A 21,716-nucleotide genomic window follows, 5' to 3' on the forward strand; every position below is an offset into this window, starting at 1 on the left:
GGTCTCTCTTGCCGTGTCAGCCGGTCGCGGTATTCAGCCTTGAGCTTCAATACGTTCGAAGATCTTTTCGATCTTCTCCTTGAGCGTCTCGGCCGTGAAGGGCTTCACAATGTAACCGTTCACGCCGGCCTCTGCCGCCTCCACGATCTGATCGCGCTTGGCTTCGGCCGTGACCATCAGCACCGGCAACGATTTCAGCCGCTCGTCCTTGCGCACCTCGCGCAGGAGGTCGATGCCCGGCATGTTGGGCATGTTCCAGTCGGTGATCAGAAAATCGAAGTCGCCGTTCTGCAGCATCGGCAGGGCGGTGCTCCCGTCGTCGGCCTCCATGGTGTTGTTGAAGCCAAGATCCCGCAGGAGATTCTTGATGATGCGCCGCATCGTGGAGAAGTCGTCCACGATCAGGATTTTCATACCCTTGTCCACAGTTCGCTCCGGGAATGTGTTTGAACCTTAGAATATCTGCAGGGACTCGACGTCTTCGAGCCACGAGCCCAGACGCGCCCGCAGACGGTGCACCGCCTGGCTGCGGATCTGGCTGACGCGCGATTCGGTCACGTCCAGCACCGCACCGATCTCGCGCAGGTTGAGTTCTTCGGTGTAGTACAGGTTGAGCACCAGTCGTTCGCGCTCGGGCAGATCGCCCAGTGCGCCGGCCAGTTCCTCGCGGAACTCCCCGGCCTCGATGCGCCGCGACGGGGACTGCTCCTGCCCTTCCAGCACGCGATCCGCCTCGCCCTCCGGGCCGCCCACCTCGTCCAGCGCGAACAGATGGGCACCGGCATGATCATCCAGCATCTGGTAGTAGGTTTCCACCGGGACGCCCAGCTCCTCGGCGATCTCCGGAGCGCGAGCGGCGCGGCCCTCGCGGGCCTCCACCGTCTGCATCGCCTCGGAGATCCGCCGGCTGTTGCGGTGCACCGAGCGCGGCGTCCAGTCGCTGCGACGCAGCTCGTCGATCATCGCCCCGCGGATGCGGATCCCGGCGTAGGTGGCGAAGGTCGCCCCCTGGCCGCCTTCGAACTGCCGCGCGGCCTCGATCAGCCCCACCATGCCTGCCTGCACCAGGTCATCCACCTGCACCGAGGCCGGCAGCCGGGCCATCAGGTGATGGGCGATCCGATTCACCAGCTCGACGTGGTCCGCGACCAGCTGATCCGGTCCCCCGGTCCCCGCCCGGGCGTATCCCGAAAGTCTGTTCTTTGGCGTGTTCATGCGCTTTGCAGCATCCTCTCGACGAAGAATCCAACCCCCCCGCTGGCGCCGCGGGCCACCGGCCAGCCGTCGACCTTGCGCGCGAGCTCGAGGAACGCCCGTCCCGCCGGGCTGCCCGGGGACTGCTGCACCACCGGCGCCCGTTTCTGCACCGCCTGGCGCAGGGCATCATCCAGCGGAATCACGCCCACCAGATCCAGTATGACCTCCGGCAGATAGGTGGAACAAACCGCCTGCAGCTTCTGCATCACGCGTTCCGCCCCGGCACGGCCCTGCACCATGTTCGCGACCACGCGGAACCGGCTCACGCCATGATCCCGATGCAGGACCTTGATCAGCGCATAGGCGTCGGTCATCGATGCCGGCTCGTCGGTGACCACCACCAGGGTCTCCTGCACGGCCTGACAGAAACTGGTTACCGACTCCTGCAGCCCGGCGGCGGTGTCGACCACCAGCACGTCCAGCGGCCGCGTATACATGCTGAAGGCCTGGATCAGGCCGTGATGTTCCGGCCGGCTCAGGTTGGCCATGGTCGCGATCCCGGACGCGGAAGGCACCACGCGGATTCCCTCCGGGCCCTCGATGATCACGTCTTCCAGATCCTCGACGTCCCCGGTCACCAGGTCGTGCAGCGTCCGCTGCGGACGCAGGCCCAGCAGCACATCGACGTTCGCGAGCCCCAGGTCGGCATCGAACAGCATGACCTCGCGTCCCAGTCGGGCCAGTCCGACCGACAGGTTGACCGAGACATTGGTCTTGCCGACCCCGCCCTTGCCCGAGGCCACCGCGACGACCTTCAGGGGCTTAGTGTTGTGTGACATGATGTCCCTTCAGCACCGGTTGAATCATTTCGAGCGGCGCGGGCTCCTCGCCCGCGGCGGGTTCATCTTCGGATCGGGGCCGCCGGGCCTCGCGCTCCGAGGCCTCGCGCCGCCGCCAGGCCTGCATCGCCTCGTCGACCCAGGCGTCGGCCTCGCCGTGTTCGGGCTCTTCCTGCAGCGCCAGGCGCGTCAGGTGGCCAGTGTCCACGCGATGGAAATCCTCGGCGATACGCTGGCCGTCGCTCATGAACGCGACACCCAGCGGCTGGTCCAGCAGTACCGAAAGCACCTCCCCCAGCTGTTCCGCCTCGTCCAGCTTGGTCAGCACCAGGGCCGAGGGTTCCGTGGGGGCGAATGCCTCCAGCACCCGCCGCAGGGCCATGCCCTGGGTGGTGGCCGCGATCACCAGCCAGGTCTCCGCGCGCACGTCCGCAGGCATGTCCGTCAGCAGGGGTTCCCGCGGAGCGGTTCGGGGGGACTGCCCGGCGGTATCCACCAGGATCAGGTGCCCACTGCCCGCCGAACGACGCGCCATCTCGCGCAGCTCGGCCTCGGTTTCCACCACACGCACCGCGGTTCCCGCCATCTGGCCGAAGGCCTGCAACTGCCGCGTCGCGCCGATGCGCTGGGCGTCCATGGTGACCAGGGTGACCGAATCCGGCCCCATGCGGCGGATCTGGCGCAGTGCAATCCGCGCAATGGTGGTGGTCTTGCCGACCCCCGTCGGTCCCTCCAGCGCGAGCACCCCGCCCTCGTCGAGGATGGAGGCGCGCGCGGTCACGATGGCACCAGACAGGCGCGCCCGCAGGCGCTCCCATGCCTCCTCCGAGGTGTGATCGTCGAGGATGCTGCCGGCCAGGCTGCGCGCCAGCGGCTCGCGGAAGCCCAGATCCATCAGCCGCGCCTTGCATTCGGCCGCCAGTGGATGCCGTGCCGCCCAGCGGGCCTGCTCGTTCTCTTCGTACTGCCGCGTCAGCAGACTGCGCAGATCCCGCAGTTCCTGACGCATCGCGGACACCTCGGGGTCGGTGGGCCACTGCGGGGCCGGTCGCTGCCGGGACCCGGCACCCGACCCCCCGCCGGCGGAAGCCGCTGCGGGCTCCGGCGCGCGGGGGTGCTCACCGCGCGGGGCCGATTCATCGCGCACACCCTGTCGCGCTGATTCCCGGGCGGAGCGTGCCCCGCTACCGGCGTCGTCCTGCCGCGGGGCACCCCGGCCGTCACCCTCCGCCGTTCCGGCGGGCGCCTCGCCGCCATCGAGGGCCGCGACCACCTCCAGCCAGCCGTCGACCCGGCGGCTGGACAGGATCACGGCGTCCTCGCCCTGCTCCTCGCGGACCTGGCGCATCGCGTCGCGCATGTCCCGTGCCCGGTATCGTCTGACATTCATCGTTCGCTCTCCCGCCGATCGTTGACTGGTGCTTCAGGCCATGCCCGTTCGCACATCACGCCGACTTCTTGTCTGCTTCATCCTGTCCCACCGTGGCCACCACCCGGATCCGCCGGTTGTCCGGGATCTCGGTGAATGCGAGCACGGTCAGGTTGCGCACCGCGCCCCGCAGCCACCCGGCGATCCAGGAGCGGATTTCCGGGGCCACCACCAGCACCGCCGGCTGTCCCGCCGCCTCCTGGCGCTGGGCGGCCTCGCCCACCGATCGTTGCAGGCGTTCGGCCAGGCCCGGCTCCAGTCCGACGGTGTCGCCATTGCTGCCCTGCAGAGACTTATGCAAAAGCTGTTCCAACGAAGGGTCGAGGGCGATCAGGGGCAGCTCCTCCTCCGGTCCCACCAGGTCCTGGACGATGGAGCGCGACAGCGCGACCCGCACCGCGGCGGTCAAAGTGCCGGGATCCTGACTCTTGGCACCCTCCTCTGCCAGGGTTTCGGCGATCGTGCGCAGATCGCGGATGGAGACCTGCTCGGCCAGCAGGTTCTGCAGCACCTTCAGGATCACGCTCAGCGACAGCGTCTTCGGCACCAGGTTTTCCACCAGCTTGGGCGAACGCTGCGCCAGCTGGTCCAGCAGGTGCTGGGCCTCCTCGTGGCCGATCAGCCGGTGCGCGTTTTCGCGGAACACCTGCGACAGATGGGTCGCGATCACCGTGGACACGTCCACCACGGTGTAGCCGGCCCCCTGCGCCTGTTCGCGGTTCTCGGGGTCGATCCACAGGGCATCCAGGTTGAACGTCGGGTCCTTGGTCGGCGTGCCCGGCACCTCGCCGAAGACCTCGCCCGGATTGATCGCCAGCTCCTTGTCCGGGAACACCTCCGCCTCGGCGACGGTCACGCCCAACAGGGCGATACGGTAGGTGTTCGGGCTCAATTCGAGGTTGTCGCGGATATGCACCGGCTGCAGAAGGAAACCCAGCTCCTGCGACAGCTTGCGGCGTACGCCCTTGATCCGCCCCATCAGCTGGCCGTCCTGGGTCCGGTCCACCAGCGGAATCAGGCGGTAACCCACCTCCAGCGCCACCAGGTCCACCGGCGGCACGTCTTCCCACGACAGCTCGCGGTTCTCCGGCGAGGGTTCCTGCTCGGCCTCCGGCAGACGCTCCACCTCGGCTGCCTCCTCGTGCCGCCGGCGCGACATCAGGTAACCGCCGCCGGCGACCAGCGAAGCCAGGCCCAGGAACACCGCATTGGGCATCCCCGGCACCATGCCCAGCGACGCGATCACCCCACCCACGACGTACATCACGCGCGGGTTGGAGAACATCTGGCCGATGACCTGCTGGCCCATGTCCTGAGTGGTGGATACGCGGGTCACGATGATGGCCGTGGCCGAGGACAGCACCAGCGACGGGATCTGCGCCACCAGGCCGTCACCGATGGTCAGCAGGACATAGTTGGTGGCGGCATCGCCGATGGACATCCCGTGCTGCAGGGCGCCGATGGTGAGTCCGCCGATGATGTTCACGAACAGGATCAAAATCCCGGCGATGGCGTCCCCGCGCACGAACTTCGAGGCCCCGTCCATGGAACCGTAGAAGTCGGCCTCCTGGGCGATCTCGTCACGCCGTCGGCGCGCCTCTTCCTGGGTCAGAAGGCCCGCATTGAGGTCGGCATCGATCGCCATCTGCTTGCCCGGCATCGAATCCAGGGTAAAGCGGGCGCTGACCTCGGACACGCGCCCCGCACCCTTGGTTACCACCACGAAGTTGATGATGATCAGGATCGCGAACACCACCAGGCCGACCGCGTAGTTGCCGCCGACCACGAAGTCGCCGAAGGCCTGGATGACCTGCCCGGCCGCGTCCGTTCCGGTATGCCCTTCCAGCAGGATCACCCGGGTGGAGGCGATGTTCAGCGCCAGACGCAGCAGGGTTGCCACCAGAAGCACCGTGGGAAACACCGCGAATTCCAGCGGCCGCGGGGTGTACACCGCGACCATGATCACCACCAGCGACAGCGCGATGTTGAAGGTGAACAGCACGTCCAGCGCCACCGGCGGCAGCGGCAGCACCATCATCGACAGCATCGCGATCAGCAGCAGCGGGGCGCCCAGCCCCCAGCGGCCCATGCCGCTCAGGCGATCGAGGAAGCTCATGCGTCATCCTCCCGGCGCCGGCCGTGGCGTCCCTGGTGGGGATCGAGATATTCGTCCGGCACCGGCAGGTCGTCCGGCATGTCCACGCCCTGGTCGGCCCGCTTGAGCTGGTAAACGTAGGCGAGGATGCGCGCCACGGCCACGAACAGCCCGTCGGGAATCTCGCGGTCGAGATCGGTGGTGAAATAGAGCGCGCGCGCCACCTTCGGCGCCTCGACCCGGATGATCTCGTGCTCGTCGGCGATCTCGCGGATATTCGCCGCGACCTCGTCGACGCCCTTGGCCACCACCTTCGGCGCCGACATCTTCGAGGCCTCGTAGACGATCGCCACGGCATAGTGCGTGGGGTTGGTGATCACCACGTCGGCCTTCGGCACCTCTTCCATCATCCGGCGCTGGGCCATTTCCTGCTGTTGCTGGCGGATCTTCTGCTTCACCTCGGGCTTGCCGTCGGTCTCCTTGTACTCGTCCTTGAGCTCCTGCCGCGTCATCCGCAGCTGCTTCTGGTGATTCCACATCTGGAACGGCGCGTCGATCGCCGCCACGATGATCAGCGCCGCCGACACCGCGATGAAGGTGCCGAGCGCGATCTGGGCCGCATGCGACACGCCCTGGTGCAGTGGCTCGTAGCCCAGTCCCAGCAGACGGTCGGAGAACGTCCACAAGGTCAGCAGCGCGACCGTGCCGACCAGCGTGAACTTGGCGAGGGTCTTGCCGAACTCCATCAGCCCCTGCCAGGAAAAGATCCGCTGCAGGCCCTTGATCGGGTTCAGCTTCGACGCCTTGGGCGCCGCCGCCTGCCAGGAGAAATTGGCGCCGCCGATCAGGATGGGCGCCATCACCGCCGCCACCATCAGGATCCCGAACAATGGCAGCAGCGCCATCAGCGTCTGAAAGATCTGATCGGCCAGGTACGGCAGCAGCAGATCCGGGTCATGGGCCAGCTCCGGCTCGAAATCCAGGCGCGCCCGGGTCTGGTTGGCCAGCTGCCCGCCCAGGGTAGGCCCGAAGAACAGCATGAAGATGCCGGCGGTGATCAGCACCAGAAAGGTCGACAGCTCCCGCGAGCGCGGGACCTGACCCTTTTCGCGCGCCTCGCGGAGCCGTTTCTGGGTCGGCTCTTCGGTTTTTTCCTGTCCGTTCTCGTTCTCGGCCATGTCAGAACCCCAGCAGGACCTGCATCAGTCCGAAACCTTCCATGGCCAGCTCGCCCACGCGCTCGGGCAGCCCGGGCAGGATCAGCAGCAGGAGAACGAAGCCCATCAGGATCATCATCGGGAAGCCGACGGCGAAGATGTTGAGCTGAGGCGAGGCCCGTGTGATCACTCCCATGGAGATGTTCACCACCAGCAGCGAGGCGACCGCGGGCAGCGCCACCAGCACCGCCCCGGCAAACATCGTCTGGCCGAACAGCGCCACCTGCATGAAGGCCTCCGCATCCAGTCCGGACGGCGCAACCGGCATGGTCTCGAAGCTCGCCAGCAGCATTTCGAACAGGATCAGATGGCCGTTCAGGGCGAGAAAGATCAGGGTCGCCATGGTCACGAAAACCGTGGAGATCACCGGTACCTGAACGCCCTGCGCCGGATCCATGACCGAGGCGAAGCCCAGCCCCATCGACAGGGCCACTACCTCCCCCGCCTGCGTCATTGCGGAGAACACCAGCTGCAGGATGAAACCCATGGTCAGACCGATCAGGACCTGATGGAGGGTCACGATCGCCCCCTCCAGGCTGATCGGATCCACCTCGGGCAGGGCAGGCTCCTGCATCGCCACCACCACCGCCAGCACCAGCGCCAGACCCATGCGCATGCGCGCGTTCAGCTGGTCGCCGCCAAAGATCGGCATGACCACCAGCATCGCGCCAATCCGGGCCAGCGGCCACATCACGGCGGCCACCCACACCAGCATCTGGTCGGTGCTGATCTCCACGAGGCCCCCTAGCCCACCATCCCCGGCGCGTTCTCGTACAGGCGCTCGGTAAACTCGATCACCAGCGACAGCATCCAGTGCCCACTGATCAGCAACGCGGCGAACATGGCCAGCAGCTTGGGAATGAACGACAGGGTCATTTCCTGGATCTGGGTCGCCGCCTGCAGCATGCCGATCGCCAGGCCCACGGCCAGCGCCGTCAGCAGCGGCGGCGCCGCCAGCAGCACCACCACCATCAGCGTCTCGCGCCCGATATCCACGACCGTTTCGGGTGTCATCCGCCTCTCCTAAACAAAAAAGCTGGTTGCCAGCGTGTTCATCAGCAGGGCCCAGCCGTCCACCAGCACGAACAGCATCACCTTGAACGGCAGCGAGATGATCAGCGGCGACAGCATCACCATGCCCATCGACATCAGCACCGAGGCCACCACCAGGTCGATGATCAGGAACGGGATCAGGATCAGGAAGCCGATCTGGAACGCCGTCTTCAGCTCACTGGTCACGAACGACGGCACCAGCAGCGACAGCGGGATGTCGTCGGGATCCTCGAAGCCGTCGATGCCATTGATCTCCGCGAACATGCGCAGATCGCTTTCGCGGGTCTGCTCCAGCATGAAACCCCGCAGCGGCTGGATACCCGTTTCCAGGGCCTCTTCGGTGCCGATCTCCTCGGCCAGGTAGGGCTCCACCGCCACCTCGTGGATCTCTTCGAACACCGGCGCCATCACGAACAGCGTGAGAAAGAACGCCAGGCCGATCAGGATCTGGTTGGACGGTGTCTGGGACGTGCCCAGGCCCTGGCGCAGGATCGCCAGCACGATCAGGATCCGGGTGAAGGCGGTCATCATGATCAGCGCTGCCGGCAGCAGGGTCAGCAGCGTCATCAGCACGAGGATCTGCAGGGTCACCGACCAGGTCTCGCCGCCGTCCTCGTCCGTGGTGATGGTCACCGCCTCGATGCCCTGCCCCACCTGAGCGCCCGCCAGGCCGGGCAGCAGCCACAACCCCGGCAGCAGCCAGGGCAAAAAGCTCCGCAGACTCACGACTCCTGTCCTCCCCCGCTGGCGCGGCGCGAACGTACCGCGCGCTTCAGCACGCCGGAAAAGTCGGGGCCTTCGCCGCCGGCGGGCACCTCGACCGGCGTCTCCATGGTGTGCAGCGTACGGATCCCCGAGGGCGCCACGCCGATCAGCACCTGTTCATCACCCACGCGAACCAGCATCAGCCGTTCACGGGCACCCACCGAGCGGACCGACTGGACATCGATCATCTGCCGACCGTGGCCCACGCTCCCCTGGGTGCGCCGGAGCACCCAGGCCAGCACCACGATCGCCACGATCACGATCATCAGCCCGCCAATCAGCTGCGTCAGGTAGGCTGCGGCGTTCATTGCGCCGCCGTCCTCGTCGGCCAGGGCGCCGGCCGGCAGCCACGCCAGCAGCCAGAGCGATCCGGAAAGAACACGCGAGCACATGACTATTTCAGCTTCCGGATGCGTTCGCTGGGGCTGATCACGTCGGTCAGGCGGATCCCGAATTTCTCGTTCACCACCACGACCTCGCCGTGCGCGATCAGGGTCCCGTTGACCAGCACGTCAAGCGGCTCCCCGGCCAGGCGTTCCAGTTCCACCACCGAACCCTGGTTGAGCTGGAGCAGATTACGAATCGGGATGCGGGTGCGGCCGATCTCCATGGAGATGGTCACCGGCACGTCCAGCACCATGTCCAGATTCACGTCTTCTTCTTCGCCGCCCCCGGAATCGGTGAGTTCATCCGGTTCCAGCGGCTGCGCATTCGGATCCGGCTTGTGCTTGCGTTCCCGCTCGCCCCCGGCAGCCGCCTTGCTGCGGCCGCCGGTGCCAGTGGAGGCGGCGTTGGCCGCATCGCTCTCGTGCGAATTGGACTGCGCCTGGGCCAGCAGCGCGTCGGGGTCCTCCGCCTCGCCCCCGGAGCTGTCATCCTGCTCCGCCAGGGCCGCAGCCCATTCATCGGCCAGGGCATCCTGATCCACCGACTCCTCGCCGTCGCCCTGTTCGGTTTCCTGATCCGGACGCTTGTCGTCGTCTGCCATCGTCCTGTCCTCTTGCCTATCGTTGTACGCGACCGGTGATCTTGATCGCGTTCTGGCCATTCGAAACCCCGAACTTGCCGCGCAGCAGCGGGATGTCCTCGACCTTCAGAGTGACTTCTTCGGGGATGTCCACCGGAATGATGTCGCCCGGCTTGATGTCCAGCAGCTCCTGCACGGTGACCTCCGCCTCGGTGAGCACCGAGGCGATCTCCACGTCCGCGTCCTGAACCTCTTCCCGCAGGGCGTTCATCCAGCGCTGATCGACATCGGAGCGATCCGACTGGATACCGGTATCCAGCTGCTCGCGGATCGGTTCGATCATCGAATACGGCAGCGTCACGTGGAGATTGCCGCCGCCGCCATCCAGCTCGATGTGGAATTCGTTGATCACCACGATCTCGGTGGGGCTCACGATGTTCGCGAACTGGGGATTGACCTCGGAGTTGAGGAACTCGAAGTCGATGTCCATGACCGGCTCCCAGGCCTTGGTCATGTCCTCGAACGCGCCCTCGAGGATGCTGTGCACCACCCGCATTTCCATCGGGGTGAAGTCACGGCCCTCGATGCGGGTGTAGAAGCGCCCGTCGCCGCCGAAGAAGTTGTCCACCAGGATGAACACCAGCTTGGGATCGAACACGAACAGTCCGGTGCCATGCAGTGGATGCGCGCGCACCAGGTTCAGGCTGGTGGGCACGAACAGCGAGTGCATGTACTCGGAAAACTTGGTCAGCCGGGTGCCGCTGACCGAGATCTCGGCCGAACGCCGCAGCATGTTGAACAGCCGCACGCGCAGATGCCGGGCAAAGCGCTCGTTGATCATCTCGAGCGTGGGCATGCGCCCGCGCACGATCCGGTCCTGGGTAGCAAAGTTGAATTCGCGCGCCTGACCGTCGCTGGGGAACTCTTCCTCCTCGGTCTCGACGTCACCGGCATCGACGCCGTGCAGCAGCGCGTCGATCTCGTCCTGGCTCAGGATGTCGGTTTGCTGTGCCATGACGCGCGCCTTACTGCATGACCAGTTCGGTGAACACCACGCGCTCCAGATCGAAGGGCGCTTCGCGCGACTCCAGGATCACACGGACGGTGGCCGTCAGGTCCTCCGCCAGCGCTTCCTTGCCTTCCCGCGTGTTCAGCTCGGTATATTCCTGATCCGAGAGGACGCCGAGGATGTCGTTGCGGACTACGGGAAGATGATCCTCCACGGCTTCCAGGACCGCCGGGTCGGTGGACACCAGACCGATCTGCACGCGCAGGAACTGCACGCTTCCCGGGGCATCGATGTTCACCGTCATGGGATCGAGCGATGAATAGTGGCGCTCGGGCGGCAGATCTTCCGCCGTTTCGTCAGCCTCCTGAGACAGCAGAAACCAGGCGGCCGCGCCTCCGCCGCCGGCGAGCAGAACGGCGACGACCAGGAGGATGATGATCATCCATTTCTTGCCGCCGCCCCCCTTGTTCTCGAGTTCGACTTCCTTCTCCGCCATGACACACCCGCGTTGCGTGGATTCGCTGCCCGAACCCAAGCAAGCGCGGTGCCATGAACAAAGATTATTTTAGAAACAGCAGGTTGTGGTCTTTTCAGTGGAAAAGATACCCCGCGGGGTCAAGGCGCCGCCCGATTCATGCGTCAACGAACCGGTTGTTCGTCCGAGCGACGCGTCGAAATTCTGGCGGGCGGTCTGCCGGAACGGGCCTCAGGCAAAGAGGTCCACCCGACGGTTGAGGAAGGAAAGGGTGCTGCCGGGGGCGACGGGGCCTTCTTCTTCATCGCTCCCTTCGCCATCCGCACCCGTGGCGACACCGGGCTCATCCCCGCCGCCGTAACCGTCGCCGGCCATCTCGGTATCCGCGGAATCCTCCGGCGGTTCATCCGACACCGAGGCATCGGCGAGCTCGAGCCCGCTGTCGGCCAGACTGTCACGCAGGCGCGGCATTGCCGCTTCCAGCACCTCGCGGGTCACGGGGTTGGTACTGAAGAACTGTACGCTGGCACGATCCCCCTCCATGCTGACCCGCACATCCAGGACCCCCAGCTGAGGCGGATGCAGTTTCATCTCGGTGCGCCCGCCACGGGCCTGCGCCATCATCTGGATCTGCTCCGCAAGCTGGCGATCGCCCGAAGTCTGCAGCAGACGGGTCAGATCCAGCCGCATCCCGCCGCCCCGCGCGCCCTCGGCATCGGAGGCCTGGGTCGCCGGCTGGGCCAGTGCCTGCGCATTCTCACGGCCGCTGCGCGCCGATTCCGAGGCCTGCGTCAGCCACTGGGCCAGGACCTCGGTGGTCCCTTCACGCGAGCCACCGCCGGTCAGCGCCCCCGGAGCAAGTTCCTGCAGCCGCGACCCCGGGTTCTGCCCTTCCGGGCCGGCCTGCAGGAACAGGCGCATCAGGGAAACCGGGATGCCGTCGCCCGCCGCTCCGGACTCGGGCCCGTCTTCCAGCAGACTGCGCAGCTCGCGGCCGTCGATCTCTCCGTCACTTTCCTCGCCGGTGAGCCAGCCGGGCGGCAATTGCATGCCGTCCACAGCGGTCAGATCCTGCCCCTGCAGGAGATCCTGGAACCGCTGGATCAGTCCTTCCAGATCCAGCTCGGCCAGCTCGGAATCATCCACCCCGAGCGCGCCCAGCATCGCTTCCAGCTGCGGGCGGAGTGCCTTCAGGAAACCGTCTTCCCCGCCTTTTCCCTTGTCTTTCAATTCCTTGAGCCGATCCATACCCTCGCCGCCGTCGAGCAGCTGCGCCAGCGCTCCCAGCCCCTGTCCCGATGCCTGTGCTGCGATCATGTCCCGTCCTCGCCTGTTGCGCGCACCGCGCGCGTCCGCCCCTGCGGGGGCTGCGTACTCGTGCCTTTCAAGATTCCTGCCAGTTCACCGTACGTTCACCGGATTCCGGTTCCCGTGCGAAGGCCTGGCGGGTCGCCCACATGTCCTGCTCCACCTGCTGCCGCCGGGCCTGATGACGCTGGTCTTCGGCTCGCGTGCGTTCCAGCAGCTTTTCCAGCGACATGCAGTCGCGATGGTGTTCCAGCCATTGCTCGCGAGCCGTCTCCACCTGGCTTTCGGCCGCCTGGATGCGCAGGGCCTGCTGTTCCAGCGCCTCGCGCAGCTTCTGCCGCATGCCGGCCAGCCACTTGAGGGTGTTGGGGTCCTGCGGCATGGAGGCCGCCAGGTATTCCTGCTGGAAGGTTTCCAGCTGCTCGCGCTGGGCCTCGGCGGCGTTCAGCTGAGCAATGCGTTCGCCCAGTTCGCGAGTCGCCTCGGTCTCGCCGATCTGGCGGATGCGCAACAGCCGTTCGATGCGCTGAGGATTCATGCCCCGCCCCCGGTGAGTGCGACCAGCTGATCCCGCGCGGTGGCAAAATCCACCGCCTCGGTCGTGCCCTGTGCCAGGAACTGCTCCAGCCGGTCATGCATCGCCACGGCCTGGTCGAGGTGTGGATCGGCACCCTTGCGGTAGGCCCCCACCGAGATCAGGTCGCGGTTGCGCTGATAGGTGGCGGCCAGATCACGGAACCGCCGTGCCGCCTTCTCGTGCTCGGGCGTCGTCAGCGCACTCATCACGCGCGAGATCGATGCACCGACATCGATGGCCGGGTAGCGACCGGTCTCGGCGATCTCGCGCGAGAGCACTACATGCCCGTCAAGGATCGCGCGCGCAGCGTCCACGATCGGATCGTTGGGGTCATCCCCCTCGGCCAGCACCGTATAAAATCCGGTGATCGAGCCCCCGCCCACGTCACCATTGCCGGCACGCTCCACCAGCTGCGGCAGGCGCGCGAACACCGAGGCCGCATACCCCTTGGAGGCCGGCGGTTCGCCGATGGCCATCGCGATCTCGCGCGCGCCCTGGGCGAAGCGGGTCAGCGAGTCCATCAGCAGCAGCACGTTCAGCCCCTGGTCACGGAACTGTTCCGCCACCGTGGTCGCCACCCAGGCCCCGTGCTGGCGCAGCAGCGGCGATTGATCGGCCGGGACCGCCACCACCACCGTACGCTGGCGGGATTCCTCGTCAAGGATCTCGTGGATGAAGTCGTTGACCTCGCGCCCGCGTTCACCGATCAGCCCGACCACGATCACGTCGGCGCTGGTGTGCCGGGTCATCATCCCCAGCAACACGCTCTTGCCCACGCCGGAACCGGCGAACAACCCCAGCCGCTGGCCGCGCCCGACGGACAGCAGGGCGTTGATCGCCCGCACGCCGGTATCCAGCGGCTCGCGCACCGGTGCGCGTGACAGCGGATTGATCGGCCGACCGTTCAGGGTCGCATGGTCATGCGTACGGATCGGACCGAGGCCGTCCAGCGGCTCGCCCCGGGCGTCGATCACCCGCCCCAGCAGCCCGTCGCCCACGGGAATCGAACGCTGGGTTTCCACCGGTTCGATACGCGCCCCCGGGACCAGCCCCGCGGCGGCCTCCTCCGGCATCAGAAACGTGCGGTCATTCTGAAAACCCACCACCTCGGCCGGCACGGTTTCACCCCGTTCGCCATGAATCAGCGCGCGCCCACCCAGCGGCAGGCGCAACCCTTCGGCCTCCAGAGTCAGCCCGGTCACTCGCGACAGGATCCCCTGCGACTGCGGGGCTGCCACCCGTTCGACCCGCCCGCGCGACTGCTCCAGCCGTTCGCGCAGGCCCGCGGTGAGCCCGTCGCGCTGGCGTGTATGGGCATCGCGAATACTGGCGGTCATGCCGGATCCTCCTCATCAGGGGCCGACGCATCGTCCCCGGGTTCCTCTCGCTTCTCCGGGGCCGCCCTGTCATGCGCCGGGGTCGCGACCGGCTCGCGCGGCTCCGGATCCGTGTCCGGCACGTTCGCGTGGCCGTCCCAGATGGCCTCCACGGCCTGCCGCAGACGGCGCTCCAGACTGGCATCCACTTCGGACGCACCCGCCTCAACCCGACAGCCACCGCGCGCCAGTTCCGGGTCCGGGATCCAGGTGATCTCGCCCGCCTGCGCGGACCCCCATTGCTCCACCAGGGCCTGATCTTCGGGATGCAGGTGCACCCGCACGCTGCGGTTGCGCCCCGGCAACTGCCGCATCGCCTCATCCAGTACCTCGCGGATGATCTCCGGACGGGTCTGCAGCTCCACCCGGATCACCTGGCGCGCCAGCGCGGTCACCAGCGCCAGGAGTTCCGGTTCCAGGGAATCCGCGGCATCGGCCAGCGGATCGCTGAGCCCCTGACCCACCGACTCCAGGGCCGCCACGGCCTCGCGCAGCTTCTTTTCCTCGCGCGCCCGCGCCGCCTTTTCGGCCTCCTGCTTGCCCAGTTCATGGCCCTCGGCGTAGCCCCGCTCGAAACCGTTCTGGCGCGCCTCTTCCTCGATCGCCTCGATCTCGGCGGCGGTGGGCAGGCGCCGCTGTTCCGGCTCGTTGCCGTTCTCGTCGAACTCCGGCGGCTCCCACAGGGAGGCGGCACTGGCGGACCCGGCGTCGTGCACGCTCACAGCATCTGCTCCCCGCCCTTGCCGCCAAGCACGATTTCACCGTTCTCCGCCAGGCGGCGAGCGACCTGCAGGATCTCCTTCTGCGCCCCCTCGACCTCGGACACGCGCACCGGCCCCTTGGCTTCCAGATCCTCGCGCAGCATTTCGGCGGCGCGTTTGGACATGTTGCTGAAGATCTTGTCTTTCAGGTCGTCGTCGGCACCCTTCATCGCCAGCACCAGGGATTCGGTGGACACCTCCCGCAGCAGGGTCTGGATCCCGCGGTCGTCGACGTCGATCAGGTTGTCGAAGACGAACATCAGCTCCTCGATACGGCCGGCCAGATCCTGGTCCATCTCGCTGACCGTATCCATGATCTCCGCCTCGCGCGACCCGTCCATCAGGTTCATGATGTCCGCAGCCGTCTTTACGCCGCCGACCATCGAGGTCTTGGCGGTGTTGTTGCCGGACAGCTGACGGTCGAGGATGTCATCCAGCTCCTGCAGTGCCGAGGGCTGCACCCCGTCCAGGGTCGCGATGCGCATCACCACGTCGGACTGTACCCGCTTGGGCAGATAGCTGAGGGTCTCGGCGGCCTGATCCGCGTCCACGTGCGACATCACGATGGCGACGATCTGCGGGTGCTCGTTGCGCAGCATGTCGGCAATCGCGCGCGGGTCCAGCCACTTCAGGGCATCGATCCCCTTGGAGTTGCGTCCCAGCAGGATACGGTCGATCAGGCCCTCGGCCTTGTCCTCGCCCAGCGCGTTCTGCAGCACGCTGCGCACGTAATCGTCGGCGCCGATACCCAGCGCGGTCTGCTCGCGCACGTGCCCGGAGAAGTCCTCCAGCACCGCGTTCACGTCGGTGCGCGAGATGCGCTCCATGTTGGCCATGGCCGCGCCGATCTTCTGGACCTCCTTGGGCCCCATGTGGCGCATGACCTCGGCGGCGGAATCCTCACCGAGGCTCATCATGAACACGGCCGCCCGTTCCGCGCCATCCAGTTTGGACTTCTTGCTATCGGCCATCTTCGTTCAACCAGGTCTTCATTACCTGCGCCACGCGTTTGGGATCTTCCTTCACCATCCCCCGCACGGCCTCGAGGTCCATCTCCTGCTGATCCTCTTCCGGCCCGGTCAGCGAAGCCACCGCGGAGCCCTCACCGCTGGGACCGCCACCACCGGCCGCGGATTCCCCGCTCTGGTCGGTCAGGGCGAGATTCTCGTCCGACTCCGCCTGCGGCTGCTGCGCCGGGCGCGCGGTTGCACCGCTCATCAGATGTTTCAGGGCCGGACGGATCACGGTCAGCAGGATGATCAGGGCCAGCAGCAGCGCCCCGATGAGCTTGGCCAGCTCCATGAACCAGGCCTGGGTCCAGAACGGGCGTTCTGCCTCGACGATTTCTTCCTCCACCGGCGCCTCGAACGGAGCACTGACCACGTTGATCGAATCCCCGCGCTGCTCGCTGAAGCCCACCGCCTGGCGGACCAGGTTCTCCAGACGCTCGATCTCCTCGGCGTCGCGTGCGACGCGCTGGACCTCGCCATCCTCGCCCACTTCCTCGCGGAAATCGACCACCACGGCGGTCGACAGCCGCTCGACGCCGCCGGGCATTTCGCGGATGTGGGCGATGCGACGATCCACCTCGTAGTTGCGCGTCGCGGACCCCGAGCGCTGACCGGCCGCCCCATTCTCACCATTTTCCGCGCCTTCGCCTTCTTCTTCGCCCACGGCGCCCCCGGCGGGCGGCTGATTGGTCAGCGCGCCCGGCACGCCCATCGGCCCTTCGCCGGCGTCCCCGCGAACATCTTCGGAGATCTGCTCCGAACGCAGCGCGATCGTGTCGGGGTCGTAGAGTTCTTCGGTACGTTCGATTTCGGAAAAATCGATGTCCGCCGACACCTGCACCCGCACGCGGTCGCCGCCAACGAGCGGCGACAGCAGGTCCCGGATCGCCTCGGCATAACGGCGCTCCACCTGGCCCTGGAACGACAGACGGTCGCCACTGCTGCGCATGCCGCCCTCTTCCATTCCGTCCTCGGTCAGCAGCCGGCCCTGCTGGTCGACCACGGTCACGTTTTCGGGCGACAGGTCCGAGGTACTGGAGGCCACCATGTGGACGATGGCCCGGACCTGCGATTCGCTCAGGGAGCGGCCCCCGTGCAGGTGCACGGTTACCGAGGCGGTCGCCGGGGTGCGTTCACGCACGAAGACCGAATCCTGTCCTTCGGCGATGTGCACGCGGGCACGCTCGACCGCGTCCAGCGAAGAGACGGTACGGCCCAGCTCGCCTTCCATCGCCCGGCGATGGCGCGCGCTTTCCATCATCCGGCTGGTGCCGATCCCGGTGTCCTCCTGCAGGAGCTCGAAGCCGACATCCCCGGAACGCGGCAGCCCTTCACCGGCCAGATGCAGGCGGGCTTCACCCACATCGCCGCGCGGCACCTTGATCTGACCGGTATTCGTATCAATACGGTAGCGGATGCCGGCCCCGTCCAGCGCGGTCACCACCTCCGCGGCCTCGTCCTGGTCGAGCGACGAATACAGCGGGACGAAGGTGGGGCTCATCGCCCAGAATACGATCCCCGCAATCACGGCCAGCGCACCGGCCAGCATGCCGATCAGGGCCAGCTGTCGGCCGGCCGGCATGGTGCCGAAATCCTTGATGCCGCCGCTGACGACGGCGGGCAGACTTTGCTGTGCTGCGGCCATGATCACGTCTCTCCGGAGGGATTACAGGCCTACACCTGCATCCGCATGATTTCCTGATAGGCATCCAGCAGGCGGTTGCGCACCTGATTGGTGGCCTCGAACGCCAGGCTGGACTTGTTCATCGCCACCATCACCTGCGGCAGGGACACGTTTTCATCGCCCAGTTCAAAACGGGTCTGCAGATCGGTCGCCTCCTGCTGCACCTCGTTCACGTTGCGCAGCGAGTCACGCAGGACGTTCTGGAAGTCGGCGCCACCGGCCTGACCGGTTCCACCTCCGGACGCAGGAGCCTCGACGCTCCCGCTTTCCGAGAGCTGCCGCATCTGCTGTAACACGTTCTGGATCTGCATTTCACTCATGCGTTACCTCCGGCTTCCACACGGGACGACGGTGCCTCGCCCCCGCTCAACCCAATCCCAAGCAAATTCCGGGCCAGTTCTCAGACCACTCCGGTGCGGGGGACCTGGATGCCCGATTCGCGCAGTCGCGCGAGCTTGTAGCGCAGGGTGCGCGGACTGATTCCCAGCCGCTCCGCGGCCTCCTTGCGGCGCCCTCCCGCTTCTCGCAGCACGTTGAGGATCACCCGGCTTTCCTGGGTCTGCAGGGTCTGTTCCAGCAGAGGGGCCGACGGGATGTCGTCATCCGAAGCCGTGGGAGCGCAGCGAGCGCCAGCAGCACTGACACCTTCGCCGTGCTCCAGCATGTCGGCATCCAGCCAGATGGACTCGGCGGTGACCCGACCGTCGCTACGCTCGCCGGCCAGGGTGGCCGCCCGCTCCATCACGTTGGCCAGCTCGCGGGCATTCCCGGGCCAGTCATGCCCCATCAGCCGCGATTCGGCCTCCGGTGCCAGTTCCACCAGCCGGCCCTGGCTGGCGCGGGTCAGCAGCGCCCGCGCCAGCGACGGGATGTCCTCCGGCCGCTCGCGCAGCGGCGGGATCCGCACCGGGAACACGCTCAGGCGGTAATACAGGTCCTCGCGGAGTACCCCCTCGGCCACCGCCTCGCGCAGATCACGATTGGAGGTTGCGATCACCCGCACGTCGACGGGACGGGTGCGCCGCCCGCCCAGCGGTTCCACTTCCCGTTCCTGCAGCACGCGCAGCAGCTTGGGCTGCAGATGGACGGGGATTTCCGTCACCTCATCCAGCAGCAGCGTGCCCCCGTCCGCCTGTACGAACTTGCCGGGCCGCGCCTCGATCGCACCGGTAAAGGCCCCCTTCGCGTGCCCGAACAGCAGGGCCTCCAGCATGGCCTCGGGCAGAGCAGCGCAGTTGATCGCCTCGAACGGCCCCTGCGCACGGGCCGAGCGCGCATGGATCTGCCGCGCCAGCACCTCCTTGCCGACCCCCGACTCGCCCGTAATGAAGACCGTCGCAGCGGTTTGCGCGATCCGTTCGGCAAAGGCATCCAGCGAACGCATGCGCTCGCTGTGCGCCACCATTTCCGGGATCCGGGCTCGGGTGCCGGGGCCGGGGAGCTGATCGCGCAGCCACTGCGCCAGCGGCGCCGCCATGTCCGGGAGGCCGAAATGGGCATCCACGCCGGCGCGCATGGCGGCGATCTCGTTGTCATGGGTCGCATCCGGACTGATCACCGCGACCGGCAACCGTGCCGGGATCCGTTCACGCAGCGCGGCGGTCGCGGGATGGGCGATCAGGACGACCTCGGGGCGCTGCGCTTCCAGGGAGCGCTCGAGCTCTCCGTCGGTGCAGTCCTGGAGGCGAACCCGCGGGATGGTGGCCAGCACCTGCACCACGCGTTCACGCATGGCGGCGTCGGCATTGACCAGAAGAAGGGTCGCTCGAGGCATCGGTGCAGTCCTGTCGATGGGATTCGGACTGCCTCAAGCAGTTAGTGTGCCACTATGAATAAATCCCTTTTATTCAGGGACCTGCAAACAAGGTTGCCGGTTTTCGTCGGGATCTCGACAGCGGCAAGGCCTTGCCACGGAGGCTCAGCCGTCAGAATCCCGTCCCAGCCCGAACTTGCGCATGCGCTCAACCAGCGTCGTCCGCCGCATGCCGAGCCGCCGCGCGGCCCGCGCCACCACATGACCGGTATCGGCCAGCGCCGCTTCGATCATCGAGCGTTCCAGGTCGTTGAGATAATCACGCAGATCGACGCCTTCCGGTGGCAGGCCATCCGGTCCCGGCATGTTCGGGCCGGTGGCCGATGCCGACGACCCGGCCGATGCCCCGCCCGGTTCCGCCGCCGCACCGCTGCGATCCTCCACCCCTTCCGGGCGCACGCGCGGCGGCAGCTGACCCAGGTCCACCGGCAGATCGGGGTACATGATGGACAGCTGTTCCAGCAGATTGCCCAGTTCGCGGATGTTGCCGGTCCAGTCCAGACGTTCCAGGTGAGCCACCACCGCCGGTGTCAGGTGCGCGGGGCTGCCCCCCTGTTCGCGCAGCCGCTCCTCCAGCGCCGTGATCAGCTGCGGAATGTCACTGGCGCGTTCGCGCAATGGCGGCAGCTCAATGGGGAAGACATTGAGACGGAAGAACAGGTCCTGACGGAAATTCCCCTCCGCCACGGCCTCGTCGAGGTTGCGATGGGTCGCCGCAATGATGCGCGCGTGGGTGGTGATGGACTTGTTCGACCCGACCCGTTCGAAAACGCGTTCCTGCAACACCCGCAGCAGCTTGACCTGCATGGGCAGGGGCATATCGCCGATTTCGTCGAGGAACAGCGTGCCGTCCTGCGCCAGTTCGAAGCGTCCGGTGCGGGCGGTGAAGGCTCCGGTGAACGCACCCTTCTCGTGACCGAAAAGCTCGCTTTCCAGCAGATCCGGGGGGATCGCGCCGCAGTTGACCGCAACGAACGGCTTGTCGGCACGGTCCGACGCGTCATGGATGGCCTGCGCGACCACTTCCTTGCCCGAGCCGGTCTCGCCGAGGATCAGTGCGGTGGCATCCGTGCGCGCCACCTGCGCTACGAGCCGCTTCACGCCAACCATCGTCGGGTGGTGCCCGACCAGACCCGGTACGTCGTCGTGGACGCGCTCCCCGCCGAAGCGCAGCCACTGCAGAATCTGCGTAACCCGCGATACCGATAACGGGTGTTCCACCACCCAGTCGACCGCCTGGTGCTCCACCTTTCCGCCATCGGTCGGCTGGGCCACCACCGGCAGGTTGTCCGGGGCGACGGCGGCCTGCGCCGCAACCGCCGTTGCCGGGCCGCAGAGCCAGATCGCGGCGGGTTCGCGGGTACTGTCGGTCAGGCCGTGTGCGTCAATGCGGGTCTCGGCCTCGCAGCCCATGGAGGCCAGGATGGCCCGTGTATCACGGGCAGCTTCGGGTTCGCCGCCCAGGGCGATGTGGAGTCCGTGTTCGTCGTCCGCGGATGTCGCCATGCTGTAAGGCCCGGGTCGGAGTATGAGTGGCCTCATGCGTGAAGCCGATCACAGTATTATAGCGATCACCCACCCCCGTCAACTTTCTGTCGTTTCTCCGCGACGTCGCGTCGATGCAGACGAAAAATCCAGCGCCCCAGGGCGTCGTGCATGCGGTCATCATGCGGGCTCCAGTGGATCAACTGGGCCTCGTCATGACGTGTCGGAGGTTCCACACCCAGCACCAGCGGCTGCGGCAGAAAGTCGCTCAAATACAACGCCAGGCGATCGGCATCATCAGGCAGCGTGCCCGCCGGGAGTACCACGCCACCGCGGCTGATGACCACCTGCCGAACCGGTGGCCGTTCCGGATCCAGGGATTCGGCCAGCAGGTGAACGAGCAGGTCCAGCTTGCGCTCCAGGCGCTGCAGTTCCAGCGCGGTCTCGTCCGCCGCACCGTGTGCGGGGTGGTTGCGGCTGCCACTGGCCTCGAACAGCTCGATTCCGTCCACCAGTCGCGCGGCCAGCTCGCCGTGGGTGACGGGACGCATGGTTGGCCCGACCGCCAGCGACGTACTAACCGTCAGGGTCTCGCCCAGCCAGTCACTCCAGTCCCGTTCACTCATGGTGTCACTCCCCCGCTCGATTCCTGATCA

Annotated in this window: 23 protein-coding genes; all 23 read right to left on the bottom strand. The window is 66.8% G+C overall.

Annotated elements, in window-relative coordinates; all coding sequences use genetic code 11:
- Positions 1–33: 33 nt before the first annotated feature.
- The 23 genes from G020_RS0105435 to G020_RS0105545 all read right to left on the bottom strand — a co-directional run bounded on the left by G020_RS0105435 (position 34) and on the right by G020_RS0105545 (position 21,686).
- Positions 34–414 (bottom strand): chemotaxis response regulator CheY, encoded by a 381-nt coding sequence (locus G020_RS0105435; protein ID WP_018945949.1) that lies wholly within the window; start codon positions 412–414, stop codon positions 34–36.
- A gap of 39 nt (positions 415–453) precedes the next feature.
- Positions 454–1,215 carry an RNA polymerase sigma factor FliA gene (locus tag G020_RS0105440; RefSeq protein WP_018945948.1) on the bottom strand — a complete coding sequence of 254 codons (762 nt, stop codon included), beginning with the start codon at positions 1,213–1,215 and terminating at the stop codon, positions 454–456.
- Positions 1,212–2,036, bottom strand: coding sequence for a MinD/ParA family protein (locus G020_RS0105445; protein ID WP_029681221.1), 825 nt, complete (start codon positions 2,034–2,036; stop codon positions 1,212–1,214). The genes G020_RS0105440 and G020_RS0105445 overlap by 4 nt, the downstream gene beginning before the upstream one ends.
- Positions 2,020–3,426 carry a flagellar biosynthesis protein FlhF gene (gene flhF, locus G020_RS0105450; protein ID WP_081647391.1) on the bottom strand — a complete coding sequence of 469 codons (1,407 nt, stop codon included), beginning with the start codon at positions 3,424–3,426 and terminating at the stop codon, positions 2,020–2,022. Before flhF ends, G020_RS0105445 begins: the two co-directional genes overlap by 17 nt.
- 55 nt (positions 3,427–3,481) lie before the next feature.
- Positions 3,482–5,581 carry a flagellar biosynthesis protein FlhA gene (gene flhA / locus G020_RS0105455; protein WP_024328902.1) on the bottom strand — a complete coding sequence of 700 codons (2,100 nt, stop codon included), beginning with the start codon at positions 5,579–5,581 and terminating at the stop codon, positions 3,482–3,484.
- Positions 5,578–6,738 (bottom strand): flagellar biosynthesis protein FlhB, encoded by a 1,161-nt coding sequence (gene flhB, locus G020_RS0105460; RefSeq protein ID WP_024328903.1) that lies wholly within the window; start codon positions 6,736–6,738, stop codon positions 5,578–5,580. The genes flhA and flhB overlap by 4 nt, the downstream gene beginning before the upstream one ends.
- 1 nt (position 6,739) lies before the next feature.
- Entirely contained in the window at positions 6,740–7,492 is a 753-nt protein-coding gene (gene fliR, locus G020_RS0105465) for a flagellar biosynthetic protein FliR (protein WP_369772470.1), read from the bottom strand.
- 29 nt (positions 7,493–7,521) lie between these two features.
- Positions 7,522–7,791: a flagellar biosynthesis protein FliQ gene (gene fliQ / locus G020_RS0105470; protein ID WP_018869480.1), complete on the bottom strand. Its 270-nt coding sequence runs from the start codon at positions 7,789–7,791 to the stop codon at positions 7,522–7,524.
- Between the two features lie 9 nt (positions 7,792–7,800).
- Positions 7,801–8,556 carry a flagellar type III secretion system pore protein FliP gene (fliP, locus tag G020_RS0105475; RefSeq protein WP_051130321.1) on the bottom strand — a complete coding sequence of 252 codons (756 nt, stop codon included), beginning with the start codon at positions 8,554–8,556 and terminating at the stop codon, positions 7,801–7,803.
- The gene (gene fliO / locus G020_RS0105480; RefSeq protein ID WP_019570010.1) at positions 8,553–8,987 is read right to left on the bottom strand and encodes a flagellar biosynthetic protein FliO; all 435 of its coding nucleotides are present in this window, start codon (positions 8,985–8,987) and stop codon (positions 8,553–8,555) included. Before fliO ends, fliP begins: the two co-directional genes overlap by 4 nt.
- A 2-nt stretch (positions 8,988–8,989) precedes the next feature.
- Positions 8,990–9,583, bottom strand: a complete 594-nt coding sequence (gene fliN / locus G020_RS0105485) for a flagellar motor switch protein FliN (RefSeq protein WP_019570011.1) — start codon at positions 9,581–9,583, stop codon at positions 8,990–8,992.
- A gap of 16 nt (positions 9,584–9,599) precedes the next feature.
- Positions 9,600–10,577 (bottom strand): flagellar motor switch protein FliM, encoded by a 978-nt coding sequence (gene fliM / locus G020_RS0105490; RefSeq protein WP_024328905.1) that lies wholly within the window; start codon positions 10,575–10,577, stop codon positions 9,600–9,602.
- 10 nt (positions 10,578–10,587) lie between these two features.
- Positions 10,588–11,067, bottom strand: a complete 480-nt coding sequence (gene fliL, locus G020_RS0105495; RefSeq protein WP_024328906.1) for a flagellar basal body-associated protein FliL — start codon at positions 11,065–11,067, stop codon at positions 10,588–10,590.
- Positions 11,068–11,277: 210 nt separating this feature from the next.
- Complete coding sequence (locus tag G020_RS0105500; RefSeq protein ID WP_024328907.1) at positions 11,278–12,363, bottom strand: flagellar hook-length control protein FliK; 1,086 nt, start codon at positions 12,361–12,363, stop codon at positions 11,278–11,280.
- A gap of 67 nt (positions 12,364–12,430) precedes the next feature.
- Positions 12,431–12,892 (bottom strand): flagellar export protein FliJ, encoded by a 462-nt coding sequence (gene fliJ, locus G020_RS0105505; protein ID WP_018945937.1) that lies wholly within the window; start codon positions 12,890–12,892, stop codon positions 12,431–12,433.
- Positions 12,889–14,268, bottom strand: a complete 1,380-nt coding sequence (gene fliI / locus G020_RS0105510) for a flagellar protein export ATPase FliI (RefSeq protein WP_024328908.1) — start codon at positions 14,266–14,268, stop codon at positions 12,889–12,891. The genes fliJ and fliI overlap by 4 nt, the downstream gene beginning before the upstream one ends.
- Positions 14,265–15,029 carry a FliH/SctL family protein gene (locus tag G020_RS0105515; RefSeq protein WP_024328909.1) on the bottom strand — a complete coding sequence of 255 codons (765 nt, stop codon included), beginning with the start codon at positions 15,027–15,029 and terminating at the stop codon, positions 14,265–14,267. The genes fliI and G020_RS0105515 overlap by 4 nt, the downstream gene beginning before the upstream one ends.
- On the bottom strand, positions 15,026–16,039 hold the full coding sequence (gene fliG / locus G020_RS0105520) for a flagellar motor switch protein FliG (RefSeq protein ID WP_018945934.1): 1,014 nt from the start codon (positions 16,037–16,039) through the stop codon (positions 15,026–15,028). The genes G020_RS0105515 and fliG overlap by 4 nt, the downstream gene beginning before the upstream one ends.
- Positions 16,029–17,723: a flagellar basal-body MS-ring/collar protein FliF gene (fliF, locus tag G020_RS0105525; protein ID WP_024328910.1), complete on the bottom strand. Its 1,695-nt coding sequence runs from the start codon at positions 17,721–17,723 to the stop codon at positions 16,029–16,031. The genes fliG and fliF overlap by 11 nt, the downstream gene beginning before the upstream one ends.
- Before the next feature lie 29 nt (positions 17,724–17,752).
- Positions 17,753–18,082 carry a flagellar hook-basal body complex protein FliE gene (fliE, locus tag G020_RS0105530; RefSeq protein WP_018869492.1) on the bottom strand — a complete coding sequence of 110 codons (330 nt, stop codon included), beginning with the start codon at positions 18,080–18,082 and terminating at the stop codon, positions 17,753–17,755.
- 80 nt (positions 18,083–18,162) lie between these two features.
- Positions 18,163–19,536 (bottom strand): sigma-54-dependent Fis family transcriptional regulator, encoded by a 1,374-nt coding sequence (locus G020_RS0105535; protein WP_024328911.1) that lies wholly within the window; start codon positions 19,534–19,536, stop codon positions 18,163–18,165.
- 144 nt (positions 19,537–19,680) lie between these two features.
- Positions 19,681–21,081 (bottom strand): sigma-54-dependent Fis family transcriptional regulator, encoded by a 1,401-nt coding sequence (locus tag G020_RS0105540; RefSeq protein ID WP_024328912.1) that lies wholly within the window; start codon positions 21,079–21,081, stop codon positions 19,681–19,683.
- 65 nt (positions 21,082–21,146) lie between these two features.
- Positions 21,147–21,686, bottom strand: a complete 540-nt coding sequence (locus tag G020_RS0105545; protein WP_024328913.1) for a PilZ domain-containing protein — start codon at positions 21,684–21,686, stop codon at positions 21,147–21,149.
- Positions 21,687–21,716: the final 30 nt, after the last annotated feature.

The organism is Thioalkalivibrio sp. ALR17-21 (genome assembly GCF_000420185.1).
Lineage (GTDB): Bacteria > Pseudomonadota > Gammaproteobacteria > Ectothiorhodospirales > Ectothiorhodospiraceae > Thioalkalivibrio > Thioalkalivibrio halophilus.

Excerpts from the sequence above, each read along its gene's own strand:
- fliM (WP_024328905.1), bottom strand. The coding sequence starts at position 10,577 with ATGGCACAGCAAACCGACATCCTGAGCCAGGACGAGATCGACGCGCTG.
- G020_RS0105540 (WP_024328912.1), bottom strand. The coding sequence starts at position 21,081 with ATGGCGACATCCGCGGACGACGAACACGGACTCCACATCGCCCTGGGC.
- G020_RS0105535 (WP_024328911.1), bottom strand. The coding sequence starts at position 19,536 with ATGCCTCGAGCGACCCTTCTTCTGGTCAATGCCGACGCCGCCATGCGT.
- fliF (WP_024328910.1), bottom strand. The coding sequence starts at position 17,723 with ATGGCCGCAGCACAGCAAAGTCTGCCCGCCGTCGTCAGCGGCGGCATC.
- fliI (WP_024328908.1), bottom strand. The coding sequence starts at position 14,268 with ATGACCGCCAGTATTCGCGATGCCCATACACGCCAGCGCGACGGGCTC.
- fliG (WP_018945934.1), bottom strand. The coding sequence starts at position 16,039 with ATGGCCGATAGCAAGAAGTCCAAACTGGATGGCGCGGAACGGGCGGCC.
- fliL (WP_024328906.1), bottom strand. The coding sequence starts at position 11,067 with ATGGCGGAGAAGGAAGTCGAACTCGAGAACAAGGGGGGCGGCGGCAAG.
- fliJ (WP_018945937.1), bottom strand. The coding sequence starts at position 12,892 with ATGAATCCTCAGCGCATCGAACGGCTGTTGCGCATCCGCCAGATCGGC.
- flhF (WP_081647391.1), bottom strand. The coding sequence starts at position 3,426 with ATGAATGTCAGACGATACCGGGCACGGGACATGCGCGACGCGATGCGC.
- fliN (WP_019570011.1), bottom strand. The coding sequence starts at position 9,583 with ATGGCAGACGACGACAAGCGTCCGGATCAGGAAACCGAACAGGGCGAC.
- fliQ (WP_018869480.1), bottom strand. The coding sequence starts at position 7,791 with ATGACACCCGAAACGGTCGTGGATATCGGGCGCGAGACGCTGATGGTG.
- G020_RS0105500 (WP_024328907.1), bottom strand. The coding sequence starts at position 12,363 with ATGATCGCAGCACAGGCATCGGGACAGGGGCTGGGAGCGCTGGCGCAG.
- fliE (WP_018869492.1), bottom strand. The coding sequence starts at position 18,082 with ATGAGTGAAATGCAGATCCAGAACGTGTTACAGCAGATGCGGCAGCTC.
- G020_RS0105445 (WP_029681221.1), bottom strand. The coding sequence starts at position 2,036 with ATGTCACACAACACTAAGCCCCTGAAGGTCGTCGCGGTGGCCTCGGGC.
- fliR (WP_369772470.1), bottom strand. The coding sequence starts at position 7,492 with ATGCTGGTGTGGGTGGCCGCCGTGATGTGGCCGCTGGCCCGGATTGGC.
- G020_RS0105435 (WP_018945949.1), bottom strand. The coding sequence starts at position 414 with ATGAAAATCCTGATCGTGGACGACTTCTCCACGATGCGGCGCATCATC.
- G020_RS0105545 (WP_024328913.1), bottom strand. The coding sequence starts at position 21,686 with ATGAGTGAACGGGACTGGAGTGACTGGCTGGGCGAGACCCTGACGGTT.
- flhB (WP_024328903.1), bottom strand. The coding sequence starts at position 6,738 with ATGGCCGAGAACGAGAACGGACAGGAAAAAACCGAAGAGCCGACCCAG.
- G020_RS0105440 (WP_018945948.1), bottom strand. The coding sequence starts at position 1,215 with ATGAACACGCCAAAGAACAGACTTTCGGGATACGCCCGGGCGGGGACC.
- fliO (WP_019570010.1), bottom strand. The coding sequence starts at position 8,987 with ATGTGCTCGCGTGTTCTTTCCGGATCGCTCTGGCTGCTGGCGTGGCTG.
- flhA (WP_024328902.1), bottom strand. The coding sequence starts at position 5,581 with ATGAGCTTCCTCGATCGCCTGAGCGGCATGGGCCGCTGGGGGCTGGGC.